This is a genomic window from Rhizobium altiplani (genome assembly GCF_001542405.1).
Taxonomy (GTDB): Bacteria; Pseudomonadota; Alphaproteobacteria; order Rhizobiales; family Rhizobiaceae; genus Rhizobium; species Rhizobium altiplani.
In genome coordinates this window covers 145,301-167,704 of record NZ_LNCD01000138.1, presented here as the reverse complement: position 1 = coordinate 167,704, position 22,404 = coordinate 145,301, and the positions used below count along the sequence as shown (strand labels likewise).

General features: G+C 59.5%; 18 protein-coding genes. 11 read left to right on the top strand and 7 right to left on the bottom strand.

Annotation, left to right across the window (positions count from 1 at the left end; translation table 11 throughout):
• Positions 1–43: 43 nt before the first annotated feature.
• Complete coding sequence (locus tag AS026_RS34080; RefSeq protein WP_062375129.1) at positions 44–2,140, bottom strand: serine/threonine protein kinase; 2,097 nt, start codon at positions 2,138–2,140, stop codon at positions 44–46.
• 164 nt (positions 2,141–2,304) lie between these two features.
• Between AS026_RS34080 and tssH the strand changes: the two genes are divergently transcribed.
• Complete coding sequence (gene tssH / locus AS026_RS34075; protein ID WP_062375128.1) at positions 2,305–5,031, top strand: type VI secretion system ATPase TssH; 2,727 nt, start codon at positions 2,305–2,307, stop codon at positions 5,029–5,031.
• A 41-nt stretch (positions 5,032–5,072) separates the two neighbouring features.
• Here the strand turns inward: tssH and AS026_RS34070 are convergent, their stop codons facing one another.
• Positions 5,073–5,831: an OmpA family protein gene (locus AS026_RS34070; protein WP_062375125.1), complete on the bottom strand. Its 759-nt coding sequence runs from the start codon at positions 5,829–5,831 to the stop codon at positions 5,073–5,075.
• Positions 5,832–5,947: 116 nt separating this feature from the next.
• Between AS026_RS34070 and AS026_RS34065 the strand changes: the two genes are divergently transcribed.
• The 3 genes from AS026_RS34065 to AS026_RS34055 are packed head-to-tail and all read left to right on the top strand — an operon-like array spanning position 5,948 to position 10,142.
• Positions 5,948–6,706: a PP2C family protein-serine/threonine phosphatase gene (locus tag AS026_RS34065; RefSeq protein ID WP_025659179.1), complete on the top strand. Its 759-nt coding sequence runs from the start codon at positions 5,948–5,950 to the stop codon at positions 6,704–6,706.
• A 35-nt stretch (positions 6,707–6,741) separates the two neighbouring features.
• Entirely contained in the window at positions 6,742–7,611 is an 870-nt protein-coding gene (locus AS026_RS34060) for a M15 family metallopeptidase (protein WP_062375123.1), read from the top strand.
• A gap of 44 nt (positions 7,612–7,655) precedes the next feature.
• On the top strand, positions 7,656–10,142 hold the full coding sequence (locus tag AS026_RS34055) for an ImcF-related family protein (protein ID WP_062375336.1): 2,487 nt from the start codon (positions 7,656–7,658) through the stop codon (positions 10,140–10,142).
• 336 nt (positions 10,143–10,478) lie between these two features.
• On the opposite strand, the gene AS026_RS34050 is transcribed toward AS026_RS34055, so the two are convergent.
• Positions 10,479–10,826 carry a DUF952 domain-containing protein gene (locus AS026_RS34050; RefSeq protein ID WP_062375120.1) on the bottom strand — a complete coding sequence of 116 codons (348 nt, stop codon included), beginning with the start codon at positions 10,824–10,826 and terminating at the stop codon, positions 10,479–10,481.
• 163 nt (positions 10,827–10,989) lie between these two features.
• On the opposite strand from AS026_RS34050, the gene AS026_RS34045 reads away from it, so the two are divergent.
• From AS026_RS34045 to AS026_RS34030, 4 genes are read left to right on the top strand one after another with little or no spacing between them, the layout of a single operon-like run.
• Entirely contained in the window at positions 10,990–11,349 is a 360-nt protein-coding gene (locus AS026_RS34045) for a nuclear transport factor 2 family protein (protein ID WP_062375118.1), read from the top strand.
• 48 nt (positions 11,350–11,397) lie between these two features.
• Positions 11,398–12,276 carry an NmrA family NAD(P)-binding protein gene (locus AS026_RS34040; RefSeq protein ID WP_062375116.1) on the top strand — a complete coding sequence of 293 codons (879 nt, stop codon included), beginning with the start codon at positions 11,398–11,400 and terminating at the stop codon, positions 12,274–12,276.
• Positions 12,273–13,202, top strand: a complete 930-nt coding sequence (locus AS026_RS34035; RefSeq protein WP_062375114.1) for an NAD(P)-dependent alcohol dehydrogenase — start codon at positions 12,273–12,275, stop codon at positions 13,200–13,202. Before AS026_RS34040 ends, AS026_RS34035 begins: the two co-directional genes overlap by 4 nt.
• Positions 13,203–13,249: 47 nt before the next feature.
• The gene (locus AS026_RS34030; RefSeq protein ID WP_062375111.1) at positions 13,250–13,972 is read left to right on the top strand and encodes a helix-turn-helix transcriptional regulator; all 723 of its coding nucleotides are present in this window, start codon (positions 13,250–13,252) and stop codon (positions 13,970–13,972) included.
• Between the two features lie 497 nt (positions 13,973–14,469).
• Here AS026_RS34030 and AS026_RS34025 read toward each other — a convergent pair whose 3' ends face one another.
• Together AS026_RS34025 and AS026_RS34020 are read right to left on the bottom strand one after the other, a co-directional pair.
• On the bottom strand, positions 14,470–15,762 hold the full coding sequence (locus tag AS026_RS34025) for a peptidoglycan L,D-endopeptidase MepK (protein WP_062375109.1): 1,293 nt from the start codon (positions 15,760–15,762) through the stop codon (positions 14,470–14,472).
• Positions 15,763–15,929: 167 nt separating this feature from the next.
• Positions 15,930–16,898: a 3'-5' exonuclease gene (locus tag AS026_RS34020; RefSeq protein WP_062375107.1), complete on the bottom strand. Its 969-nt coding sequence runs from the start codon at positions 16,896–16,898 to the stop codon at positions 15,930–15,932.
• A 323-nt stretch (positions 16,899–17,221) separates the two neighbouring features.
• Between AS026_RS34020 and traI the strand changes: the two genes are divergently transcribed.
• Positions 17,222–17,845, top strand: coding sequence for an acyl-homoserine-lactone synthase (gene traI / locus AS026_RS34015; protein ID WP_062375104.1), 624 nt, complete (start codon positions 17,222–17,224; stop codon positions 17,843–17,845).
• A 121-nt stretch (positions 17,846–17,966) separates the two neighbouring features.
• Here the strand turns inward: traI and AS026_RS34010 are convergent, their stop codons facing one another.
• Both AS026_RS34010 and AS026_RS34005 read right to left on the bottom strand, forming a co-directional pair.
• Positions 17,967–18,683 (bottom strand): autoinducer binding domain-containing protein, encoded by a 717-nt coding sequence (locus AS026_RS34010; RefSeq protein WP_062375102.1) that lies wholly within the window; start codon positions 18,681–18,683, stop codon positions 17,967–17,969.
• Between the two features lie 219 nt (positions 18,684–18,902).
• A complete protein-coding gene (locus AS026_RS34005; protein ID WP_062375100.1) occupies positions 18,903–19,535 on the bottom strand; it encodes a response regulator transcription factor in 633 nt (210 codons plus the stop codon).
• Between the two features lie 791 nt (positions 19,536–20,326).
• Between AS026_RS34005 and AS026_RS34000 the strand changes: the two genes are divergently transcribed.
• Positions 20,327–21,031, top strand: coding sequence for a winged helix-turn-helix transcriptional regulator (locus AS026_RS34000; RefSeq protein ID WP_062375098.1), 705 nt, complete (start codon positions 20,327–20,329; stop codon positions 21,029–21,031).
• A complete protein-coding gene (locus tag AS026_RS33995) occupies positions 21,013–22,386 on the top strand; it encodes an amidohydrolase family protein (protein WP_062375095.1) in 1,374 nt (457 codons plus the stop codon). Before AS026_RS34000 ends, AS026_RS33995 begins: the two co-directional genes overlap by 19 nt.
• Positions 22,387–22,404: the final 18 nt, after the last annotated feature.

Genomic DNA, 22,404 nt, shown 5'->3' with positions numbered 1-22,404 from the left:
AACTTCCCGGTCTATACTAATGCCGTGTATGTCCGGCTTCTAATTAATTGCGGGTGTCGATCAGCCGGGTGCTCATCGAGAGAATTGACACCTGCCCATTAGCTATCGCAGCGCGTAAATCTTCGGCAAACGACTTGGTGGACTCCGTCGTTGGTCGAAGCTGTGAGAAAAGTGGCTGGTCGGTCTGCATGACAATTATCAGACTTCTGCCGAACGTGGCGTCGACGGAAAAGGAGAGCTTGGAAGGATCGGCTGCACCCTCTGCGGCGGGGTAGGCAACACGGATAGTGCGCATGCCACCCGACACGGAGCCAATTTGGGCAAGGGCGTGATCGGGCCTCTTTATGTTCGGAAGAACATTGAAAAGATTGCCGGTGACGTCGGCGATAACGACCCACAGGTATCCCTTGTCGAGCGAGGCCGGCGCAATTACGTCAATGACCGGGTTGTCGCCGACCGAATAGACGCCTGCCATGTTCGGTTCGGTCCTGTCGCCGTAGCCGAGAACGATCGACATTTGACCTTGCGGTGCATCTGGCAGCAGCTCTTGAACAACGCACAGCTGGCTGTTGAGCACTGTGGCGTCGAAGCGTAGCTCGCGATCTCCGACACGAGGGGCGAGCGTCTTTTTCAAAGCTTCGACGTCATCGCCGGAGGCGACATTTCCACGGACGACCACTGTCGAGCCGAGAGGAAAGCTGCCGCTCGCCGGAGGTTGAACGAGGAGCGGACCGCAGGTTTGAAGTGGCACGAGAAGGGGTTTCAACTGGTCAGACGACAGGTCCCGCGGACCGGCCGCGATCCGCACGATACTCTGGTAACCGGTCGCCTTTGCTGCAGCGTCAAAGTGGGCGACCACTTCTTCGCGTGCAGCTTTGTCCGCCGACAGACCGGTGAGGCGAGCTGTCCGATCAGCGACTTCGAGCTTCCACTCGACGAGTGGAGCGGCGGCCTTGAACAAGGCGTCAATGTCCTGCGCCCACCGTTCGGATGGAGCACCCTGGGCAAGCGTCAGAGCGCCATTGGGCGGAGGAAGCCCGACCGTTCGGTTGAAGGCCGACAGGATTGCCTGTTGCTGCTCAGCATCCGGAGCAACACCCGCAAGCATGGGCCGGCTTTGGGCATCCACCCCGGCCGTGAGTTTGTAAGGGGTTGCGATCGGAAGCGCAGTCGGGGACAAATGCTCGAAAACCCCGAAGAACCAAAGCCCGGCGATTGCCGCCAGCGCCACCAGGGGCAGGATCGCCAGCCATGGCCGCCACCTGCGCCCCGCTTGATGACCTGTCTCCCGCCGTGCCTTGGCGAGACCAGGCTGCAGCAATCTGCCGATTTCCTTGACGACTGCGGCAGCACTCGGAGGGCGGTGGGCGGGGTCCGGCCTGGTGAGATCGTCGATCAGCGTCTTCAACGGTTCAGGAACACCCGAGGTATCAAGTCGCCGTTCCTTGTGACGGACAACCTCGCCGGGGCTTGTTCCCACGTCAGGAATCCTTCCTCGAAAGGTGGCAAGCAGCGAAGCGCCCAGGGCATAAAGGTCAGAGCGTGGCTCCGCCTGCCCATGCAACTGTTCCGGCGCCGCATATTCGTATTTGCCCGCAAATTCCTTGCCGACGATTGTACGGGCCCCTGTCTTGCTGTCCTTCGCGATGCCGAAGTCGATGATAACGGCCTCCTCCGGCCTGCCGTCGCGAAGGATGATATTGTCAGGGGAAAGGTCGCGATGAACGATCTTGCGCTCGTGCGTCGCGACAAGGCCTTCGGCCACTCTGTGGGCCACGACCAGCAGATCCCGAGGCGACGCCCCGCCGCGTTCGAGCCACTCGCTGAGAGGTGTGCCGGCGACGTAATCCATCACCAGATAGACGTGGCCGTCTGCGGTCTGGCTGCAGTCGGTGTAGCGCACAACCGCATCGTGGGAGATGTTGCGCATCTCCTCCTCACGCTTCATGAGCTCCAGATACCCGGCGTTTCCCGATAGCTCGCGTTTCAGCGCCTTTAGCGCCACCACACGGCCTGTGATCCGGTTGCTTGCCCTGTAGACCTCACCTGTGCCGCCGCGGCCGAGGATACCCTCGATCTCGTAAGTGTTGTTAAGCACCTGAGCTTTGCGAAAGATGTCGCCAGGCAGCGGATCGATCATCTGGAGCCTCCCAGCGCACCCAGTGGAAATTACGCGAGACTGTTCACCAGGAACACGTGGCCCTGAATATTTGTCAAGAATACTCTAATGTGGCACGCTGTGACCAGCGATCAAAGACGAGGCTCGGGACCTCTTTAAGATCACCTGGGCAGGAGCCGATCGACATGGAGCAGAACATGTCTTCGCAGAGCTTCAAGCGCAAGGAACTGGTCGGAAAACTTAATCCCGTTTGCCTGCGCGCGTTCAAGGCGGCGGCGGACGCGGCCAAGCTTCGCGGCAATCCCTACGTCGAACTTGTTCACTGGGTCGAACAGCTGGCTCTGGTGGATCGTGCGGATTTTCAGCTTCTCTTTGCCGATGCCGGCATCGATCTTGGCCGGCTTGCTGCCGACATGGCAAGGGCGATAGACAAGCTGCCTTATGGCGCGACCTCCATCGAAGAGTTTTCCGATCACATATTTCATGCCATCCAGGAAGCCTGGAGCCTGGCAAGCCTGCAGTTTGGATCCGAAGAAGTCCGCGGGGCTTATGTGCTCCTGGCATGCAGAAAGGTTGCGGTGCTTGACGGCCTTCTGTTGAAGATCAGCGCCGAATTCGATCGGATCGAGGCGGATTCGATACTTCCCCGGCTGGATGACCTGCTTGCCGGATCACTTGAAAATGCCGGCAAGGCCGAGATCCAAGAACAGCCCCGGAAAAAACGCCCGACAGGCGGTGACTCCGCATTGGCGAAGTATGCGACGGACCTCACCCGTCGAGCGCGCGATGGGAAAATCGACCCGGTCGTCGGCCGCGATCCCGAGGTCCGCCAGATTGTTGATATTCTCATGCGACGGCGACAAAACAACCCGATCCTGACCGGTGAAGCCGGCGTAGGCAAGACAGCTGTGGTCGAGGGTTTTGCGCTTCGCCTTGCAGCAGACGATGTCCCGCCTCCGCTGAAGGGCGTGGCGCTACACATGCTTGACATCGGATTGATGCAGGCGGGGGCAAGCGTCAAGGGTGAGTTCGAAAAGCGGCTGAAGATGGTCATCGACGAAGTACAGGCATCGGAGACGCCGATCATCCTCTTCATCGACGAAGCTCATACTTTGATCGGGGCAGGCGGGGCAGCGGGAACGGGAGATGCTGCGAACCTTCTCAAGCCAGCCTTGGCGCGCGGCGAGCTTCGCACAATCGCCGCAACGACATGGGCAGAGTACAAGCAGCATATCGAAAAAGACCCGGCGTTGACCCGCCGGTTCCAGGTGGTCAAGATTGAAGAACCTGATGAAGAAGCTGCCATCCTGATGCTGCGTGGGGTGGCCGGTGTATTGGAAAAACACCATCAGGTGCAGATCCTGGACGAAGCGATCGAGACGGCCGTCGGCCTGTCACATCGCTATATTCCTGCCCGCCAACTTCCGGACAAGGCAGTCAGCCTGCTCGATACGGCCTGCGCGCGCGTGGCGGTATCGCAGCACGCGACGCCGGCTGAAGTTGAAGACCTTCTGAGGCGCAAGCAGTCCCTTGAGATCGAGCAGGGCATTATCGGGCGTGAAGCGGCAATCGGCATTGAAGTCGCCGAGCGCCAGTCCAAAGTTGAAGCCGCTCTCGCCGGAATAGAGTCCGCGTTGCTTGCTGCAAAGGCTCGTTGGGAAAGCGAACAGTCGATGGTCGACGAGATCCTTGGTCTGCGAGCGAGCTTGCGAGGAAGAGGAGTTGCGCTCGATGCCGCGCTTGCTGAAAGGGAGGCAGGCGGGGAATTGCCGGGTGCCGCCGACGCAGAAGATGCCCGGCGGAAGGCCACCGATGCATCGGATCAACGCGCCGAGCTCGAACGGCTCAAGGCCCGGACGGCGGAGCTTGCCGGACTTCAGGGCGAGGCACCGCTGGTTCTCCTTTCCGTCGACAAGAACGCTGTTGCCTCTGTCGTAAAGGACTGGACGGGAATTCCTGTCGGTCGGATGCTGACCAGCCAGACCGAAAAGGCGCTAAAGCTTGCCGCGGTTCTGGGCGAGCGTGTCGTCGGCCAGGAGGACGCAATGGAATCGATCGCCCGGCGTGTGCAAACCAGCCGTGCGGGCCTGGCCTCTCCCGAAAAGCCGGTGGGCGTGTTCCTGCTATGCGGTCCGTCGGGCGTCGGCAAGACAGAAACGGCGCTAGCTCTCGCCGAAACCCTCTATGGCGGCGAGCAGAACCTGATCTCCATCAACATGTCGGAGTTCCAGGAGGCCCATACGGTCTCGACCCTTAAGGGCGCGCCTCCCGGCTATGTCGGCTATGGCAAGGGGGGTGTGCTGACCGAGGCCGTGCGTCGGCGGCCTTATTCCGTCATTTTGCTCGATGAAGTGGAGAAAGCGCATCCCGATGTGCACGAAATCTTCTTCCAGGTTTTCGACAAAGGAATGATGGACGACAGCGAAGGCCGGCGGATCGACTTCAGGAACAGTCTCATTCTGCTGACGTCGAATGTCGGTTCAGATGTTATCATGAAGCTTGCCGACGGCGGCAAGAGGCGGCCCCCGCCCGACGAGCTCGAACGCGCGCTACGCTCACCACTGTTGAAAGTGTTCCCGCCAGCCTTCCTCGGACGTGTGATTGTCGTTCCCTATTATCCGCTCTCGGATTCAATGATTGAGGCGATCACACAACATCATTTCGCGAAGATCGCGCGCCGGCTTCGCGCCAACCATGACGCCGAGCTGGTGATCGGAGACGGGGTCCTGGAGTTGATAAAGGCACGGTGTACCGAGGTCGAATCCGGGGGGCGCATGATAGACGCGATCCTGACCAACACACTTCTGCCGACCCTCAGCCAGGGTCTTCTGAACTGGTCCCTCGAGGGTAAACGCCTCACCAAGGCCAGGATCGGAACATCCCCGGAAGGCTTCACTTACGCATTCGAATAGGCAAAGACGTGGCTGTCGATCGCAGCTGCCGGGGAGCGCCGTCAGCTCGCCGCCTGGAATTCCACGCGCCTGTTTTCGTCGGCCTTCGGGTTTTCCTGGTTGAGAAGAAACTGCTCTCCGACACCAACCGCTTCGAGCCGCTCGCGCGCGATATGGCAATCATCCGTGAAAAAACGCGCAACTTCCTTCGCCCGCAGAACCGACAGATGCTGGTTGTAGCTCGCGCCTCCGACAGAATCCGTGTGACCGATGATACGGACGAGTTTGATGTCCATGTCCTTTACGACTTCGCAAAGCTGCCTCAGCATTGGTCTTTGCTCCGAAGCGATCGCCGCAGAATCAAATGCAAAATTCACCCGGACGTTGATCTGGTCATCAGGCGGGAGCTTCCAGTATGTCTGTGGGTCTGTCGTCGCCGCGGCCGCAGACGCTGCCGTTACCGACGATGTCGCCGTCGGCTTCGGGGCAGATGGCTGAGCTGTATTGGGGGCCGCTGGAGCAGTCTGGATGCCTTGGGACTCAACGGTTGCATGGGGAGAGGGAGCTGGAGCGGTCTTGGCGGGTTCAGTCTCGGGCGTTGCAATTGTCATCGGGACGGCTTGGGCGTTGGGCGCTGCATTGCCGTTGGTAAGAACCAGGCCGCGCGTCGCTCCGAGGCGTGCCGCCTTGAACAAGTCGATCTGTCGTTGGAATCGTTCCTTGAGCGCGGAGTCGTTCAGTTCCTGTGCACCCAAACCACCTTGTGTCACGACGCACAGAGCGAGAAACACCGTCAGCTTTGTGGTCATCAGGCGCTTCATCTCAGGCTCCTTGGCAAAAAGGTTTCGCCCCCCTTGAAAATACTATAGGATCATTGTGGCTGCAACCGATCCGGCAGTTGCGCTCACGACGGATCGATCAATGGGGTTATCCGATCATGACCCCGGATTCTCGGGACAATCCTTCGACGCGCTGGCCGTCCAGGCCGCAAGGAGCGGGACTGAGCCATACCGGGCATGTGCGCACAAACAACGAAGACGCTATTCTCATTGACCCCTCAGGCGCACTTTGGGCGGTAACTGACGGGATGGGCGGATACGGTCACGGCGATGTCGCGGCAGACCTGGTCATCGAACAGCTCGCCCTCCTTCCGCATGCTCCCATATCCGGCGCTCACCTCGTCGCTGCACTGCAATCAGCCAATGCCGCCATCCGTCGTTGGGCGGCGTCGGCCAACGTCGCGCAGATGGGCGCAACAGTGGTGGTCGCTCTCATTGATGGTGGAACAGCGACGATCGCGTGGGTGGGCGATAGCCGGGCCTACCGTTTGCGGGCAGGGGACTTGTTGCAGCTCACGCGCGATCATTCGGTCGTGCAGGAACTTGTCGATGATGGACGTTTGACGCCTGACGCTGTCTGGCAGCATCCGCAAGCGCACGTTGTTACCCGCGCGATCGGTGCCGCCGAACGGCTCGATGTCGACTCTGTCGAAGTCCCTCTCAAGCCGGGGGATTATTTGCTTCTTTGTTCCGACGGATTGACTGACTGTGTTGCCGAGCCAGAGATCATCGCACAGTTGAGCGCGCCAAACCCTGACGTCGCCTGCCAGCGACTGATAGCCGCCGCTCTCCATAACGGCGCTCCGGACAACGTCTCTGTGGTGGTCGTTCGGATTGACGGAGCTGCAGCGCCTTGAGGCCACTAGATCCGATTGCAGCCGTGGTCATTGGAATGAGCATCATTCTTGCGGCGGTCGCGTTCGCGTTGGTTGGAGACTTGCTGCGAAATACCGAGCTCGATCCGAATGTGGGAAGGATTGATCGGGCAACGCAACAGCTTGCCAAACAGGATGCGGAAATCCAGGACCTGCGCGCTGAATTGAACTCATTTAAGCGAAGGGTGACCGATCTAGAAGGAAAGGTGAAGGAACTGGCAGAGGCGCCTCGTCCCGAACCCGTCCCGCCCAGCTCTGCGGTTTCGCCGCCGCCCGGCGAACCTGTGAGCCCGCAGTCGTTTTCGATCGATCAGTTCGGTGGCATTGCGCCGCCGGAAGAAACCGAAAATATGACGGAGCCCATGCAGTTGGCGAAGAAGCGCTTCAACGAGCGTGTCATTCGCCCGACCCCGGCAGTGTTACGCGAGGTCCTTGGCGAACCACGAAGTGTCTATTCCACTAGCTGCCAGCCGGTCACCAACCCAAAATTACTGAGAACCCTGGAAAGCCGGGACATAGGGCATTTCCGCCTGACGATGATCAGGCCTGCGCTCGATTCCTTGGGGCAGATCATGGAGCGTCTGCGAAAGGAAGAGCCAGACATCTACGCCGCGATCGGAACGGCCGGTGCGCTTTGCGCGCGTTATGTGCGCGGCTCCACGAAATCCGTCTCCTCGCACGCCTGGGGCGCGGCCGTCGACCTGACACTCAAGAAGAACCTCGACCGGATGGGCGATGACAACACGCAGTTCGGACTTGTTGTGCTTGCGGAGTTTTTCAACGATGCCGGCTGGTATTGGGGTGCCGGCTATAGTCGCGAAGATTCCATGCACTTTGAAGTCGGCGAGGCACTGCTGCGCAAATGGGCTGCGGAGGGCAAGCTGTGAGCGACCATGGCCAACCGCCGGGTCGGGATGTCACGGGTGGGGACATGCTTCCCGCATTGGCCGAGCCGCTGCTGAGCCTCGCCAAGCGCGCCGAAAGCGAGAAGCGGCCCGATCCGCAGGAGCTGGCAGCGACTGCCCGCCTCCTTGTGGCCGAGTTCGAGAAAGAGGGACGCCGCAGGAACGTTCCTCCTGACTGGCTCCTGGATGCGCGCGACGCGCTCGTCGCGCTGCTTGACGTGCGGGCTCGCAGCAATCCGGCGCTGCCGGCCAAGCGATGGGAACGTGCTCTTGCGGCCGCCCTTCCAATTGGCCACATGATTGGCGCCGATGGGCTCGCCGAACGCGCTGCCCAGGCCGCGAAAGGAGGTTTGGCGCGGCGCGATCTGGCCCGCTTTCTCGGGCATTGCAATGAGGCAGTGCAAGCCGCGCAGTCGAAGGCGGAGCAGCATAGAACGCGCGCAGACCGTGGACTCGTCTTGCTTGCGATTGTCCTTTTTTTCGCGATGCTCGTCGGCTGGGCTGGATGGGCGGAATGGCGGTTTCGCGAGCGGTTGTTGGCGCAATTGCCAGCCGTTGGAAGCGTTGTAGAAGCTGGCAAGGACGCCACACCGGCTGCGCGGGCGGCCCAACTCGATGCGTTCCTGGCGGCAGTCCGGCTTGTCGAGCAGGACGCGGGCCAGTCTCCGCTTGGCCTGATTCATCATATTGAGATGCTCGACCCGGCAGCGGCTGCACGTCGTCGCTATGGCGAGGCGGCCGAAGACCTTGTTGCCGAGCCACTCGCCGAGGCGCTCGGTGTTGCGCTTGCCACCGAAGGCGAGGCCAACGCACTCTACGATTCCTTACGCGCCTGGTCGATCCTGAAGGGCACTTCTGACTGGCAGCCTCGGTTTCTTGCTGGTTGGGTTGCCGACCGAGCCGAGGCCTTTCCCGAACTTGCCTTGCTGGCCGAGCATGTCGCCGCCATGTCCGGGCCACAGCCGAGACTTCCATCTCCGGATCCCGAAACGGTCGCCCAGGCACGGCAGTTCGCTGCTGAAGGTTCGGCAAGCGAGCGCGCATTGCTCGAACTGACCCGTTCGGAAAAGGCCGCAGCACTTCCTCCCTGGTCTCTTTCCCAGGCAGTGCCAGGTCTCGAGACGATCCTGATCCACCGGTCAGGCGTACCGATCGGGCGCGGTATCGCCGGCCTCTATACGGAGGCTGGATGGAGCTACGCGCGGTCCGACGGTGCAGGCGAGGCGATCCGCAGGGCAAGGTCCGAGGCCGCTACTCTTATTGCCTCCAATGGCACGACGACCGAAGAGGCGGTGATGGATCTGCTTCAAAAGCGTACGCTTGACGTATGGACGGAGTATCTGGGTGAGCTACGCGTCAGGCCGTTCACCGACCAGCCAACGGCGGTCGTGATCAGCGGTGCGCTAAGCGCACGCAACTCGCCGCTCTCGGCACTTATCCGTGAGGCCTGGCGCCAGTCGGGCGGGACGGATCGTGGCCGAAGCCACGCCAATCAGCTTCGGATCGCGGCGGCGTTGGGGCCGGCGATCCAGTTCGTCGAGCAGGGGCGGATGTCGGAAATCTCGCAGCTTTTCGTATCGTTGAACGTCGCTCTTGCTGTTCTCGATGCAGATGCACAGATCGGCAAGAAATCCCTCATGGACGCACAGGAGCGTGCAAACTCCATCGTTGCCTTGCAGCAAGCACCTCTTCTGGTCGTGCAAATCGTCGAGGACGTGATTTCCCAGACGGCTGCCCCGAGGGCCGCCGAACCAGCTTTGGATCAGGCGCCGGACGTTGCAACGGATCAAGTTGCAAAGGAGGTGCCGCAGCCCCCGTCCCAGTCCCAGCCCCAGTCCCAGTCCCAGTCACCTTGGGGTTCCCAGGTTTCAGCCGCCTGCCGGGCCGCCGTGAATGGCCATTATCCGTTCTTCGATGGGCCTGACGCGGACATGGCGGAGGTCGCACGGATCTTCGCGCCGGAGGGCACGATAGAAAAGTATTTTCGGGCGCAACTGGCACATTTGATGGACACGTCGACGACACCCTGGCGTTGGAGACCGGAGGCGCGGCTTTCCGGCTATACACCGGAAAGCGCAGCATTCTTGCAGCGGGCAGTGGCCCTTGGGCAGGCTTTGTTCCAACAGGGAACACCGCCCAATGTCCCGATCGTGCTGGAGGCGCTCGCCCAACGAGGAGCTGCGACTGTCTCAATCGGCGGCGCTCATGCTCCGGTCGTCACGTCGGGGGAGGCAGTGACCTTGAAATGGCCAGGAGCGTCACCAGCGCGCGGATTTGAGATATCCTTCGATAACGGCATTGCAGTCGACAAGAAGGGTGAAGCCGGACCATGGGGCCTCCTGCGGTTCCTGGACGGATCACGGTTGCGGCCTCGCGACGCCGGCCGGCGGTTCCTGATCGATGTGCGCGCCAAGGGCGCGCGCGCCTATCTGCAGATGTCCTTCGCCGGGCCTGCCAATCCGGTGTCGGCGCGCTCGCTGATGCGCGGTCTGACCTGTCCGCTGACATTGTGAATTTCACTATCATATCTTTCGCACGCGGGCGAAAGCCGCGACGGCAAGCACGCTGTCTGTCAGGACACGCGAAGGTACCGATGCCAAGATCATGTTCAAGGACGGATGCGTCTATGTCGGTGCTGCATGTGCGGACCCACGGCGTCGTGCCGCTACCACTGCGATTTGGAAGACTGTCACTCCGACCGCGATCTTCGCATGACGGGGTCGGAACAAGAGCAGTTTAAAATCGTACGCTAAGGTCGAACGGACGCAACGCGCGACTTCCCGATAGCGTTGATTAGCCGCCACAATCAACCGCTTGGGCCTGCCGGGAGATGGCTGTCTGAGCAGTATTTAGATGCAGAATGGCGCTGGAAGAACATGTTTCCCATCTGCCCCAAGGGAAATAGGATAAACGTTTTTCACGGATGAGATCGGCAGGCTTCCATAAAGATGCGGGAATAGATTGTCATCTTCAGATTTCTCCCAAACGATTGAGTCGCCGAGGGAATCTGAGTCAATTTCGACTAGAACCAGACCGGCCTGGGATTTGAAGAATTTTTCCAGTGTGCTCTCTACTTGATCTGAGTCGGAGAGATGAATGAATGGATCGTTTAGATCGATACCGAATCCTTTGAATTCGCTCTGGCCTTCAGTCTCCTTCCAGGCAAGCTCGGGAACAATCTTATAAACAAGCTTCATATTAGCCTCATCATCTAATCCGTTCATCTTCAGATATCAGAGCCAGTGACCGCCTGGAACATGGCTTTTGCTGCCGATTTGGTCAATCTCGCATCCTGCTGACAAAATCTGTCACTGCCATGCGCTATAGGTTGATCATTCCAACCAGCAAAGGATGATCACGATGAGCAACACCACCATCAGCCCCGCGCTTCAAGTCGCAATGGCCTACTACGACGCCTGGCGGAATCGCGACCACGCAACCGCGATGAAGTTCGTCGCAGACAACGTGGTCAACGAGTCTCCATTCGGGACGGTCGAAGGCGGCGCGGCGTTGCACGAGGGTGAATCGGGCTTAACGCACATCCTCAAAGGCGCGACGCTGATCGCAGCATTCGGCGACGAAAAAACGGCGCTACTGATGTATTACACCCACACGCAACCTGTCCCCAGCGTCCTCTCATCGAAGCATTTCACCGTCGAGGACGGCAAGATCACCGCCCTCAAGGCCGTCTTCGACAAAAGCGTGTTCGGCGCGCAGTGACAACGATCCGGCCGCGCTGACCGCAGCCCCAAAAAGAAAGTATCTTCCATGATTACCATTACTGCTGCGACGGGCCGCTACGGGCGGCTTGTCGTTGGCGCTCTGCTGCGCCGTGGCGTGCCGGCCAACGAGATCGTCGCCGCCGTTCGCAACCCCGAGAATGCGGCCGACCTGGCCGCCAAGGGCGTCCAAGTCCGCGAGGCAGACTACGATCGGCCCGAGACGCTGGCGAGCGCCTTCGCCGGCGCCCACAAGATCCTGCTGATTCCGTCAGCCGATTTCGGCCTTCGCCATCCCCAGATGGTGCGGGCGGTCGTGGAGGCGATCGACGCGGGCGTAGGACTCGTCGCTTATGCGAGCTTCGTCAACACCGACGCCAGCACGATCCGGCTGGGAGAGGCGCATAAGCAGATCGAGGCCTTCATCCGCGAGTCCGGCGCGCCGTTCGTGATGCTGCGCAACGGTCCTTATATCGAAGTCTTCGCTGGCGATCTTGGCGGCATGGACTATGCCATCAACTCGGGCACGCTGATTGGCTCGGCAGGTGCCGGCAGATTCTCCGGCGCGAGCCGTGATGATCTTGCCGAAGCGGCGGCCATGGTGTTGACCAGCGCTGACGATCAGACCGGGAAGATCTATGAACTGGGCGGAACACCCTGGACGAAGGCCGACCTTGTCGCGGCCATCTCACAGCTAACCGGCAAGCCGCTTCTTTACCAGGATATGCCGATCGACGCCTACACACAGATGCTCGTTGCCAGCGGCATGCCTCAGTTCATGGCGGAGATTATCGCGGACGCCGGCTTCTCGGCGACACGCGGCGACTGGTACACCGAGAGCGAGGACCTGCCTCGTCTTCTGGGCCGGCCAAGCACGCCGCTCATCGATGTCGTCGCCGCCACTCTCAAGCGGAACGGCCTGCTATGAAGCGCATCCAGTATCATAAATATGGTGGCCCGGAAGTGATGAAGCTCGAGGATTTCGGGCTTCGCGCGCCAGGCAAGGGCGAGGTGGATGTGAAGGTCAGTTTCGCCGCCATCAACCCGATCGACTGGAAGGTCCGCAACGGTCACCTGAAGATGGTGACCGGCAAGAAATTCCCCCGCGGTCTAGGCAGCGATTTCTCAGGCACCGTGATTTCCGTTGGGCCTGGCGTTACCCGCTTCAAGGTGGGCGATGCCGTCTTCGGGTCAGCGCAGATCAAGGACAGCGGCGCCCTTGGCGAGGCCGTGATCGCGCCAGAATCATTTCTCGCCAAAAAGCCGGCGGAGGTGTCCTTCGAGGAAGCCGCCTGCCTTGGCACCCCAGGGATAACTGCGTGGAACGGTCTCATAGACAAGGCGAACCTGCAATCGGGCGCTGAGGTCTTCATAAACGGCTGCACCGGCGCGGTCGGTGAGTCCGCCGTCCAGATTGCACGGATGCTTGGGGCGAAGGTCTCAGGAAGCTGCAGTGCTCAGCAGAGGCAACGCGCGGAGCAGATGGGAGTGACCCGCATCTTCGACTATCGAACGACCGATTTCTCGAAGGTCAAGGAGCGCTTCGACGTCGTTTACGACACCGCCGGTATGATGACTGTCGCAACCGGTCTCGGCCTTCTCCGCAAGGGCGGCGTGTTCCTCGACATCAATCCGACGCCAGGCAAGTTCATCCGTGCGCTGGTCAACGGGCGGCTCAAGCCGATCATCTGCACCGCGCGGGCGGACATCCTCGACGGCCTCGCAAAGGCGGCAGGCGAAGGGCGGCTGCGGCTTCCGATTGCCGTGACCGTACCGCTTCGTGACGCGATCCCGCAGGTCATCGCCCTCGAACAGGGTCGCAAACACAACGGCAAGGTCGTGGTAGCGATGTAGTGAACAGGCTACTGCCAAAATATGGCATTGGCTGGTAGATTGGTCCGATGTCCAAGAGCAACCGGCTATTCGATCTTCTGCAAGTCTTGCGTCGGCGCAACGGTCCCGTGCCCGGCACTGATCTAGCGCGCGAAGCCGGTGTTTCGCTGCGGACCATATACCGAGACATCGCCACCTTGCAGGCGATGGGCGCGGACATCGAGGGCGAGCCGGGTTTCGGTTACATCCTGAAGCCCGGCTTTCTGCTGCCGCCTCTCATGTTCACGCAGGAGGAGTTGCACGCGCTGACTTTAGGCGCGCAATGGGTAAGCCGCCAGACCGACGACGGTCTGGCACTTGCCGCCCAGAACGCCATCGGCAAGATCGGCTCGGTGCTTCCTTCCGAACTGCGGCCTCTGTTGACCGACAACGCCTTCCACGTTGGCCGCGCGAGACCACAGTCAGCGGCAGTCGATCTTGGTCTGCTGCGCCAGGCCATGCGCGAGCAGTTCAAGCTCTATGTCGCCTACCGCGATCCAACGGGCGCGCAGACTCAACGTATCATCTGGCCAATCATGCTCGGCTTCATCGAGGCCAATCGCTTCGTCGCTGGATGGTGCGAACTGCGCAAGGACTTCCGGACATTCCGCGTCGATCGGATCGAGCGCCTCGAGTTGATCGAGGAGCGTTATCCCGGCCGTCGCCGCGATCTCGCGAAACGATGGCGAACCCAAGTGGACGAGGAACGGGCGAGATCGGCGGCCAGCGTCGAGATGCCCAAGAAATCGTAGGCCTCCCAGTAAGACGAACGCAGCGGCCGGCGGGTCACTACCCCTACGACCATTTCGCCAAGAACTGCCTCGCCGCCGCCGTGGTCTTCTGACTCTAAGCGAGGACCCAAGCGTATCTGAGGAGCAGTTCCTCTTCCGACCCGAAGCCGGCAGACCATCATGCGGGTTTGCGAGAGTTCATGATCCGTTCGACCTCAACGTACGATTTTAAACTGCTCTTGTTCCGACCCCATGACGCTTGCCTGGCGCTGGAAATACAGGCTGGTCAATCCTGGCGAAATTGCCGAGGCATTGCCGGCCGCCTGGCCAATCGACGATGGTGGAGATTACATCGTCGCCGTCAGGGCATGTCTGACATCAACGGAAATGCGTCCGCCTGCGATGCGCGCTCAGTCCTCATCCAGACGGGCGACGGAATCGGGATCTATGATGACCGTCGTTCGCTAGAGCTGCCGAAAATGCTTGGCAGCCAGACGTTTGGGACCATCACTTTCAAACTAAGGTGAAGTCGCAAGAGAGGCGTTGTATGGACCTCGATCCCAGTCGAGAATGATCAGGCGTCGATGACCATACGGTGCAGAAAGGCCCGGCGCCCTGTCCGGCAAATGCAGAGCCCAACTTAAAAGCCGCCTTTCCGAAACGCTCCGAATACCAGCTTGAAGTTCGGACGATCCGGACATCGGCAACGAGGCAGCGGACCGTGCCGACAGCGTGAAGCCAGACGTCGGAGCTTCCCTGAGCATAGGGAGGAACTTTCGTGTATTTTGCTTTGAGTCCGAGGCACCGATAGATGCCGTCTGAGTTGGATCAATCGCTGCACCCACCGCCTCTTCCGGAGGCCGGAAATTCGGGATCGGAACGGCATACAAGGAAAGATCCGCGATTGGCGCCTGGCCGTTCGCCCGGGCAGTGACGGAATTTTGGCCTGCCTGGTGGGCAAGGGCCGTCTCGGCGCGGCTGGATGGGATTGGCACGAGTGCGACCTCGATGGGGCCGGCCGAAGGGCTCGGCTGGCCGGTTTCGACAGCATCTTCCTCATCGGCTGTTGCAGCATTCTCGATCGAGCCCGATTGAATGCGCTTGTTGTGGTTGGCGACGGCCTGGGCGTAGCCCGGAAGGGGTCTGCCGTCAGCCGGGACATGCATGGTGCGGCCATTCGGGAATATGCTTGCGAGTTCCTGCCGCGACATCCGCGGCCACGCCCTTACTCGGCCGACGTCAAGGTGCACGAAGGGGGACCCGGAACGGGGATAGTATCCAACACCGCCGATCTGCAACTGCATGGCAAGCGCCCGCAATGTCTGCAGTTTCACACCAGGGATGTAGAAGTCCATCGCTTTGCCAAGCATATGCTGGCTTGTCTTTGCAACGCCGGAGCTTCGAGAACGCGAGCGCAGCATCTTGTTCGTCGTCGGAGATCTGTAAGCTGATACCACGTGGATATAGTCACGCGCACCGCTGCGATGATAAACCTCCCAGACGAGATCGAGCAGACGCGGATCCATCCGCGTGGGTTCGTTTTTCCGCCAGTCACGCAAAAAGCGATTGATCTGCGCGAGCCCTCTCGGATCAAATCTTCCGTCGCGTTTGAACGTAATCGTGGTTCGCTCTCCGGTGTGCGTAAAAAAGAGCTTCAAGGCACGATCCTCTGCCTCGGCGCTCATTCCTGATAGGAGAACGGCGAGTGTTGCGATCGCCGCTTGCCGAGCGCGTCCGGCGATCGACCATAGCGTTCTGACGACAGCGCCGACGATGCGCGGCGTCAACCGCCTTTCCGGATCATCAGACATGGCCAACCTCAACCCTTTGGCCCGGCAGGCGTGCAGACGGTTTGCAAAGCCAGGCATGCGAGAGGCAATTATGGTCAACAAAGTCCTAACAACCTGTTGACGCATCCTAGGGGATGAGCATTTTGCTGCATGCCTGGCGGCTAGAGGAAGTGACCAGGCGTAGAAGCTTACGCCTTATACCTTTCCAGCGCAGTCATGTGCTGGACCGGCGGGTCGGCATCGTCCCAACGGTATATTTCAGTTCGCAGGAAGTGAAGTTCGTCTGCCAGAAGATCCTCGTCGACTTCGATCCACCAGGACTTCGGACGACCGTCGCTCCCGTCAGACCAACGATATCCCCGTGCTTTGAGGTGATCCTTCATGTCGAAAGGACTGTGTTCAGCAAACAGACGAGCGCGCGATCGCTCGGAGGCCCTGAGGAGTTCGGCGAAGGGCTTCTCAGCTTCCGCTTTCTGATGGTCGAGGACTTCCAGCAGCGCGAAACAATCGTCAACGGCGCGATGGCCAACGTGGAAATAGCCTGCCTGACCGACAAGGTAGCCGAGCTTTGTGCCCTCGAAACCGCGCGCGCTCCAGTCGATCTCAGAGACCGAACACGCCCAGGCCTTGTCCTTGAAGTCCGGAGAAAACCTCTCACAGAAAGGGCGGTCAAAGCCGGCATTATGGGCAATGATGAGATCTGCCGGTTCGATAATCCGCCGCAACGACGCCATATCGATCTGTTGCCCCGCCACCATCTCGTCGGTGATCCCCGTCAGTTGGGTAATGCCCGGGGGAATCGCGGTTTGTGGCTGCTGCAGTCCAGAATAGACATCAACGATGTCCCCGATTTGGCCTTCGTCATCGAACGTGAAGCTTACCGCACCGATCTCGATGATCTCGTTCTTGCGGTGATCAAGGCCGGTCGTCTCGGTGTCGATGAGAACGCCCAAGCGTCCAAATTCCGGTCGGCGAAGGGTAGGAGCGGAACGGGCAGCAAGCCTGCGTAACACGCGGTAGTCCCCGGTTGCCTCCAGGCATTCAACCATTTCCTCTGCACTCCAACCGATCGACTTTCGATCGGTTCGGCGAATACGCTCGCTTTGCAGTTCGCTGACCGCCAGCGTCGAAGCAAACATATCGAGTTGTTTGGTCATTCAGTCCTTCGTTCAGCTCAGCCGCATTTTAGAACGTGGCGGTCGTCCCACATTACATCAATGCAAAGCCAGGTGTTTCTCGGTGACGGGCAGTATCCCCACTTTTCTGCATGGAACGGGGTCAGGGGGCACCGGGGCCTATCCAATGGGATCGCGCCTGCGACTTCCCGTGCTCATCGTATACAACCAGCTCGGTCCGTCCTTGAGCGAAATTCTCCCGTCTCGGCGCAGGCGTTTGTCTCGACCCGCAAATCTGCGAGTTCAAATCTTTGTCACCTCCGTTCACGCTGATTGCGTAACCCAACTTGCGGAGGATTTTGATCATGCATGCAGTCGCACTCAGTCAACCCCGAACATCCCGTGACCTAGGTCTCCTTGAACAAATGTATCGGCTGCGCGCCCGTGTCTTTGCGCAACGGTTAGGCTGGGTCGCGTGTAAGGGCGAGCGCGAGTGCGACGAATTCGACGCGCTTGAACCGACCTACATTCTGGCAATCGATGAGCAAAGCAATGTCGTTGGCTGCGCGCGCCTTCTTCCTGCCTGTGGCCCAACGATGCTGCAAACGCTATTTTCATGCTTGCTTGGGGGTGGTGACACGTTCCACCCTCATGCGTCCATGATCGAAAGCTCGCGCTTCTGTGTCGACATCGACCATTGTCACGGAATAGAGGGGCGTCCGCTGCATCTGGCGACCCGGACCATGTTTGCGGCGATTGCGGAATGGTCCTTTCTCAACGGCTACAACGAGATCGTCACAGTAACCGATGTCCGGCTCGAGCGACTTCTCAATCGCTCCGGTTGGCCGATGAGACGTCTGGGAGAACCCCGCCTCATCAACGAAACGCTTAGTGTTGCGGGTGTTCTCGCCGCCGACCAGGCAACCGTCGAGCGGATCTGTCCCGCCGACTACCATTCTGAATTCGTCGAAAGGGTGAAGGTGGCGTAAGGCAGACATTGGATCGGCGACCGGAGCATCCGCACTCGAGGGATGTGTTCATCTCGCCATCAAGAGACCGCCAAAGGACCGTTCGGCCACTGTGGCCGAACAGGTTCTTCGATAGGAACTGTCAGATCAAACCCAGTTGCAGCGCCAGGGAAAGTGCCTGTTTCAGGTTCTTTACGTTGAGTTTCGCGCGGATGTTGTCGAGATCCCAGCGAACGGTGTGGTAGTTCAAGCCAAGGATCTCGGCGATGTCCTGCATCGACTTCCCCGCGGCTATCCATCCCAAGCACAGCGCCTCGCGGTCGGACAAACCGGGCTGGCGCTGGGTTGTCGGACAATTCGTCGAGACGAGACGCGAATGCAGAAAAGTTGCCGAGGTTGCGGCGACGGCGCATTCGGTTTCGCAGAATTCTCTTGGACGCAAATTTTGAGAGGTAGCCAGGGTCAGCATTGCAACCTGCCCGAAGCAGACGCGTATCGGCACAGTCACCCCTGCGCGAATGCCGAACTGCGACGCCGCGTCCCAGAAACCGCGCTCGTCTTTCGTCGCCCGTCGTCGTTGCTCATCGACGCACCACTGAAAAGCCCGCATCATTCGTTTGCCCATAGTGACGACGGGATCCAGCGCCATGTATGAGCGGCCGAAATACATCGCCTGCCAGTCCTGCGGATAGTTCGATACGGCAAAGCTCCTGGCGCTTACTGCGTCGAGATTGAGATATGCGAAGCGCTCGAAACCATACTTGGTGGTGATCCTCGCAACGGCGGCGCGAAGCGAATCCTCCGTGGACGTTGTCGCGGTTGAATCGATCATGTCGTGAAAAAGAGTACGCATATTCATAGCCGATAAGCTCCCCCAGGATGCGCAAAGCTCCATGTGGACGCTGATGTCGACGACCACCCTTGCGCAATTCAATGAACCCCGTCGTCGCCTGGGCGACGCCAACCCAGCTTTCAGCCCGTCCATGACGATCAGGCGTGCATACGATTAGTTGCATGGTTCTCGCGCATCAATTGGAACGGTGTCCGGAAACAAAACTTAATAGTTCGCGGACATGGCCTAGCCCGCCATCACGTCGGCTGTGAAAACATATCCTCCAAGTCTCACTGTCTTGAGCAGGCGAGGGTTCGGCGGATCGTGTTCTATTTTTTGACGCAGACGGCTGATGTGGACGTCGATGCTGCGCGTCACGGGTCCTGCAACACCGGCATGCGTCGATGTCAGCAACTCTTCGCGTCGCATCAGCCTTCCCGGGTTCCGGCACAGTGCCAGCAAAAGGTCGAATTCTGCAGAGGTGAGATCAACGATCTGGCAGTCCGGACCCCAAAGCTGGCGTTCAAGTACACTGAGACGAAAGCCGGCGAAAGTGAATGCTAACGGTTGCCGATGTGTGGGAATGCGGGCGTACGCGGAACGTCTCAGAAGGTTGTTGATCCTGGCGACAAATTCAGGGATCGAGACGGGAGGTGACATGCAATCATCGGCCCCGGCTTCTAGCGCCAATACGATCAGATCCGCCTTGAAGGGCTCCACGATAAGGAAGATCGGGATGGCGCTGCTGGTCCTGATTTGCCGACAGAAGTCGATTGCTTCGTTTGGCGATGAAACGGCATCGACGATCACCGCGTCATATTGCGATCGATAGAGATGCCTTCGCAGTTGAAGGATGGAGTGTACCACCGACACAGCCATCGCCTCCCTTTCGATTGCAGCAAAGATTGGATGAGCATCCGTGCCGCCGTTTTCCGCAAAGATGATCTTCGCTTGAATGAGTTCTCTCCGCCTGCCCTTATGGATTGAATGCCATGTCGGAAGCGTATGACAGGTCCGACGATAATCCCTCTAAGGTTGCGGTCAATATTTGCTCTTGCCAACTCGCATAATTGCTAATCCCGCCCTCTAAGGCTTTTCGATTAATCTTTAAAGGCGATTGGCAACCTTTGCGTGTTACTTATGTCGGGAAGACTAAACTCAAGATGATCGGCACTATCACTCGATGGGCTCATTCGTTGACGGCCGTGCCTTTGGCGGCGCCGTCCAGCTGCTGCTGAGCCTTGCGTCCTTTACAGGAGAGGTTGCGACAGGTCAGGCAGGGTAGGGGTTTTGCTGCCACATGGTGATCATTGCAGTGCTCCTCATCCTCCAGTCTGCTTTCTTCCGACGGCAAGTTCGACATTTCCAAAGAGGTACACATCTGGTTCTCCGGAGGGACGAGGTGAGAACAAAATTATGCAGCCGTTCCTTTGCAGCCTCCAATTTCACGACAAATCAATTCATTGGCCATTCATATCAATGGAAAACCAGCACTTGGGGATGCCAAGGCGTAATGTCCGACAGGTGCTGTCTGCTCCGTCCCGTTCTTCCATGTCGTGTGAACATCGAAGAAATATTTCTTAATCGAGTGCTGGACATCAATGTTTGAAGCGCACCTTCTCTCGTGAGATTGTAGGGGCGCCAAAACGCAACAACAGCGACAGTATGCCATGAGACCGACGATTGTTATCGGCTCAGGGGACGGCGATCTGTGCTTCATTGCCCGCCACCTCCTAGAGCATTCCGGCTTTGCGACGAGCCTGCAGTCAGAAGCCAATGACATCGTTATCGCTGCGCGCCAAGACAGCGTCTGTGCGCTTCTGATTGACGGCCGGGTCAGGGACGCAGTCTCGGCCTGTGCGCAGATTTGCGATCTTCGAGCAGGCAGCGCGATCATCATTGTCGCCCTGGTCGACCCGGGGGCGCATGGCCAGGGTCTCGCCTTCCTCAACGCGGGCGCCGATGAAGTCTTTACCCGACCGGTTCCGCCCAGTCATCTGCTTCGGGCATTGATGATGCAAGGCACGACACAGCGCCTGAGATATGGCGACATCGAGATGGACATGGCGGCGCGGCGCGTGTGGCGTGCCGATTGCCCCGTCTACCTCCCACGGATCGAGTTTGCCATCCTGCGCTACTTCCTTCTTCAGCCCGACAGGATTTCCGACCGCAGGGAGATCATCAGGCAGTGCTGGCCAAGTGGAATATACGTCGATTGCAAGACGGTGAACGTCCACATCGGGCGACTGCGCAGGTGTCTGAGGATTGGGGGAGCCCCTGACCCCATTCGTACGGTGCGCGGCATCGGCTATGGCATCGGCTCCGTCAATCCGTCCTTGCCCGAAAGGAGAGCGCGATGGCGTGCGAAACCTTGATCCTCAATGGCCGCGTTGTCACGGGAGATGGATCAACAGTTCACACCCGCGGTTGCGTCCGTGTTCGCGGCAGAACGATTGTGCAGGTCGCGGAGGGTCAGCTTGCGGCCGCCGCGGGATCGCTTGTCATCGACGCCGACGGCTACACGATCATTCCCGGCATTATCAACGCGCATGCGCATGGGTGCGTGCACGGCCCCTCGATGCCGAGCGGGTCCAAGCCCTTCCGGTCGAGCGACGTCGATTACTTTCGCAACCGACACCTGCTTTCCGGCACCTCTACTCTCCTGAATGTCTGCGGCCTCGCACTTGCCGATGAAATCGACAATGGTACGCGAAACAACCATCCTCTCGACATACATATCACGAGCGCGCATACGCCGAGCAACCTTCGCGCCGCACTTGCAATTGACGGCGCCGGTCTCAGCGACCGTCATCATGCAGCGACCATCTCGACGATGATCAGTGCCGGGGTGCGAGCGCTTGGCGAAGCCGGCGGTGGTCAAACGCTTGGGGGAGGGGCCCAGGACTATCGCTTCATACCGGACGCGATATTTGCATTATCGGGCATCAGGCTCTCCCCAAAGTGGGCGCGAAGTCTCAAAGAAGCAGTCCTCGGACGCACCCTCGACGGTAAGGACGCAGCCCCAACTGAACTGATCGAAGCACTTCTCGCCGAATGCGGTCTGTTATCGATCATGTCCACCCAGAAACTTGTGGAGCTGATAACGAAAACCGTCATGCCCCCTGTCGCGCTCTCCTTGAGAGGACTCGAGGAGATTGCCGCAGCCAGTGCGCACTATGGCCTGCCAGGCATATTCCACCACGCGCTCCCAACAGCACGAACATTACTGAACCTGGCAGTGCGATATCCATCAGCCCGCATTGTGGCGGCTCACGCCAACCATCCCTCGTTTCGTCCGGATGAATGTGTTGCCTCCGCACGCGAACTCAAGAAGCGTGGCGTCGTCATCGACGTTTCAACACTCGACTGCATTACAACCCGTTGGCGTAACGACGCGACCAACATCGACCTCCTGGTCCGCGAGGGGCTTGTCGATACCTTGTCTACCGATTTTGCCGGCGGCGATTGGGACAGCATCCTTGCAGCGATCAACCGCATGGTGCAACGAGAGCAGACGACGTTGCCTGGCGCGATAGCGCTTGCAACCGGAAACGTTGCTCGGATTTTCCCCGAGTTTGCGGGAGACAGGGGCATTCTTGCGCCTGGAAAGCGTGCCGATGTTGCGATTGTCGAAAGCCACAATCTTGCTCGCGTGCGGCACCTGATGATCAATGGCCGCTTCGCCGTTTGGAACGGTGCGAGAAGCGACAAAATCCTCAAACACCCATGAAACGTCCGGTTCCAGCGA

Excerpts from the sequence above, each read along its gene's own strand:
- AS026_RS34020 (WP_062375107.1), bottom strand. The coding sequence starts at position 16,898 with ATGACCAAACAACTCGATATGTTTGCTTCGACGCTGGCGGTCAGCGAA.
- AS026_RS34000 (WP_062375098.1), top strand. The coding sequence starts at position 20,327 with ATGAGACCGACGATTGTTATCGGCTCAGGGGACGGCGATCTGTGCTTC.
- tssH (WP_062375128.1), top strand. The coding sequence starts at position 2,305 with ATGGAGCAGAACATGTCTTCGCAGAGCTTCAAGCGCAAGGAACTGGTC.
- AS026_RS34060 (WP_062375123.1), top strand. The coding sequence starts at position 6,742 with ATGAGCATCATTCTTGCGGCGGTCGCGTTCGCGTTGGTTGGAGACTTG.
- AS026_RS34040 (WP_062375116.1), top strand. The coding sequence starts at position 11,398 with ATGATTACCATTACTGCTGCGACGGGCCGCTACGGGCGGCTTGTCGTT.
- AS026_RS34010 (WP_062375102.1), bottom strand. The coding sequence starts at position 18,683 with ATGAATATGCGTACTCTTTTTCACGACATGATCGATTCAACCGCGACA.
- AS026_RS34025 (WP_062375109.1), bottom strand. The coding sequence starts at position 15,762 with ATGTCTGATGATCCGGAAAGGCGGTTGACGCCGCGCATCGTCGGCGCT.
- AS026_RS34030 (WP_062375111.1), top strand. The coding sequence starts at position 13,250 with ATGTCCAAGAGCAACCGGCTATTCGATCTTCTGCAAGTCTTGCGTCGG.
- traI (WP_062375104.1), top strand. The coding sequence starts at position 17,222 with ATGCATGCAGTCGCACTCAGTCAACCCCGAACATCCCGTGACCTAGGT.
- AS026_RS33995 (WP_062375095.1), top strand. The coding sequence starts at position 21,013 with ATGGCGTGCGAAACCTTGATCCTCAATGGCCGCGTTGTCACGGGAGAT.
- AS026_RS34035 (WP_062375114.1), top strand. The coding sequence starts at position 12,273 with ATGAAGCGCATCCAGTATCATAAATATGGTGGCCCGGAAGTGATGAAG.
- AS026_RS34055 (WP_062375336.1), top strand. The coding sequence starts at position 7,656 with ATGCTTCCCGCATTGGCCGAGCCGCTGCTGAGCCTCGCCAAGCGCGCC.
- AS026_RS34080 (WP_062375129.1), bottom strand. The coding sequence starts at position 2,140 with ATGATCGATCCGCTGCCTGGCGACATCTTTCGCAAAGCTCAGGTGCTT.
- AS026_RS34045 (WP_062375118.1), top strand. The coding sequence starts at position 10,990 with ATGAGCAACACCACCATCAGCCCCGCGCTTCAAGTCGCAATGGCCTAC.
- AS026_RS34065 (WP_025659179.1), top strand. The coding sequence starts at position 5,948 with ATGACCCCGGATTCTCGGGACAATCCTTCGACGCGCTGGCCGTCCAGG.
- AS026_RS34050 (WP_062375120.1), bottom strand. The coding sequence starts at position 10,826 with ATGAAGCTTGTTTATAAGATTGTTCCCGAGCTTGCCTGGAAGGAGACT.
- AS026_RS34005 (WP_062375100.1), bottom strand. The coding sequence starts at position 19,535 with ATGGCTGTGTCGGTGGTACACTCCATCCTTCAACTGCGAAGGCATCTC.
- AS026_RS34070 (WP_062375125.1), bottom strand. The coding sequence starts at position 5,831 with ATGAAGCGCCTGATGACCACAAAGCTGACGGTGTTTCTCGCTCTGTGC.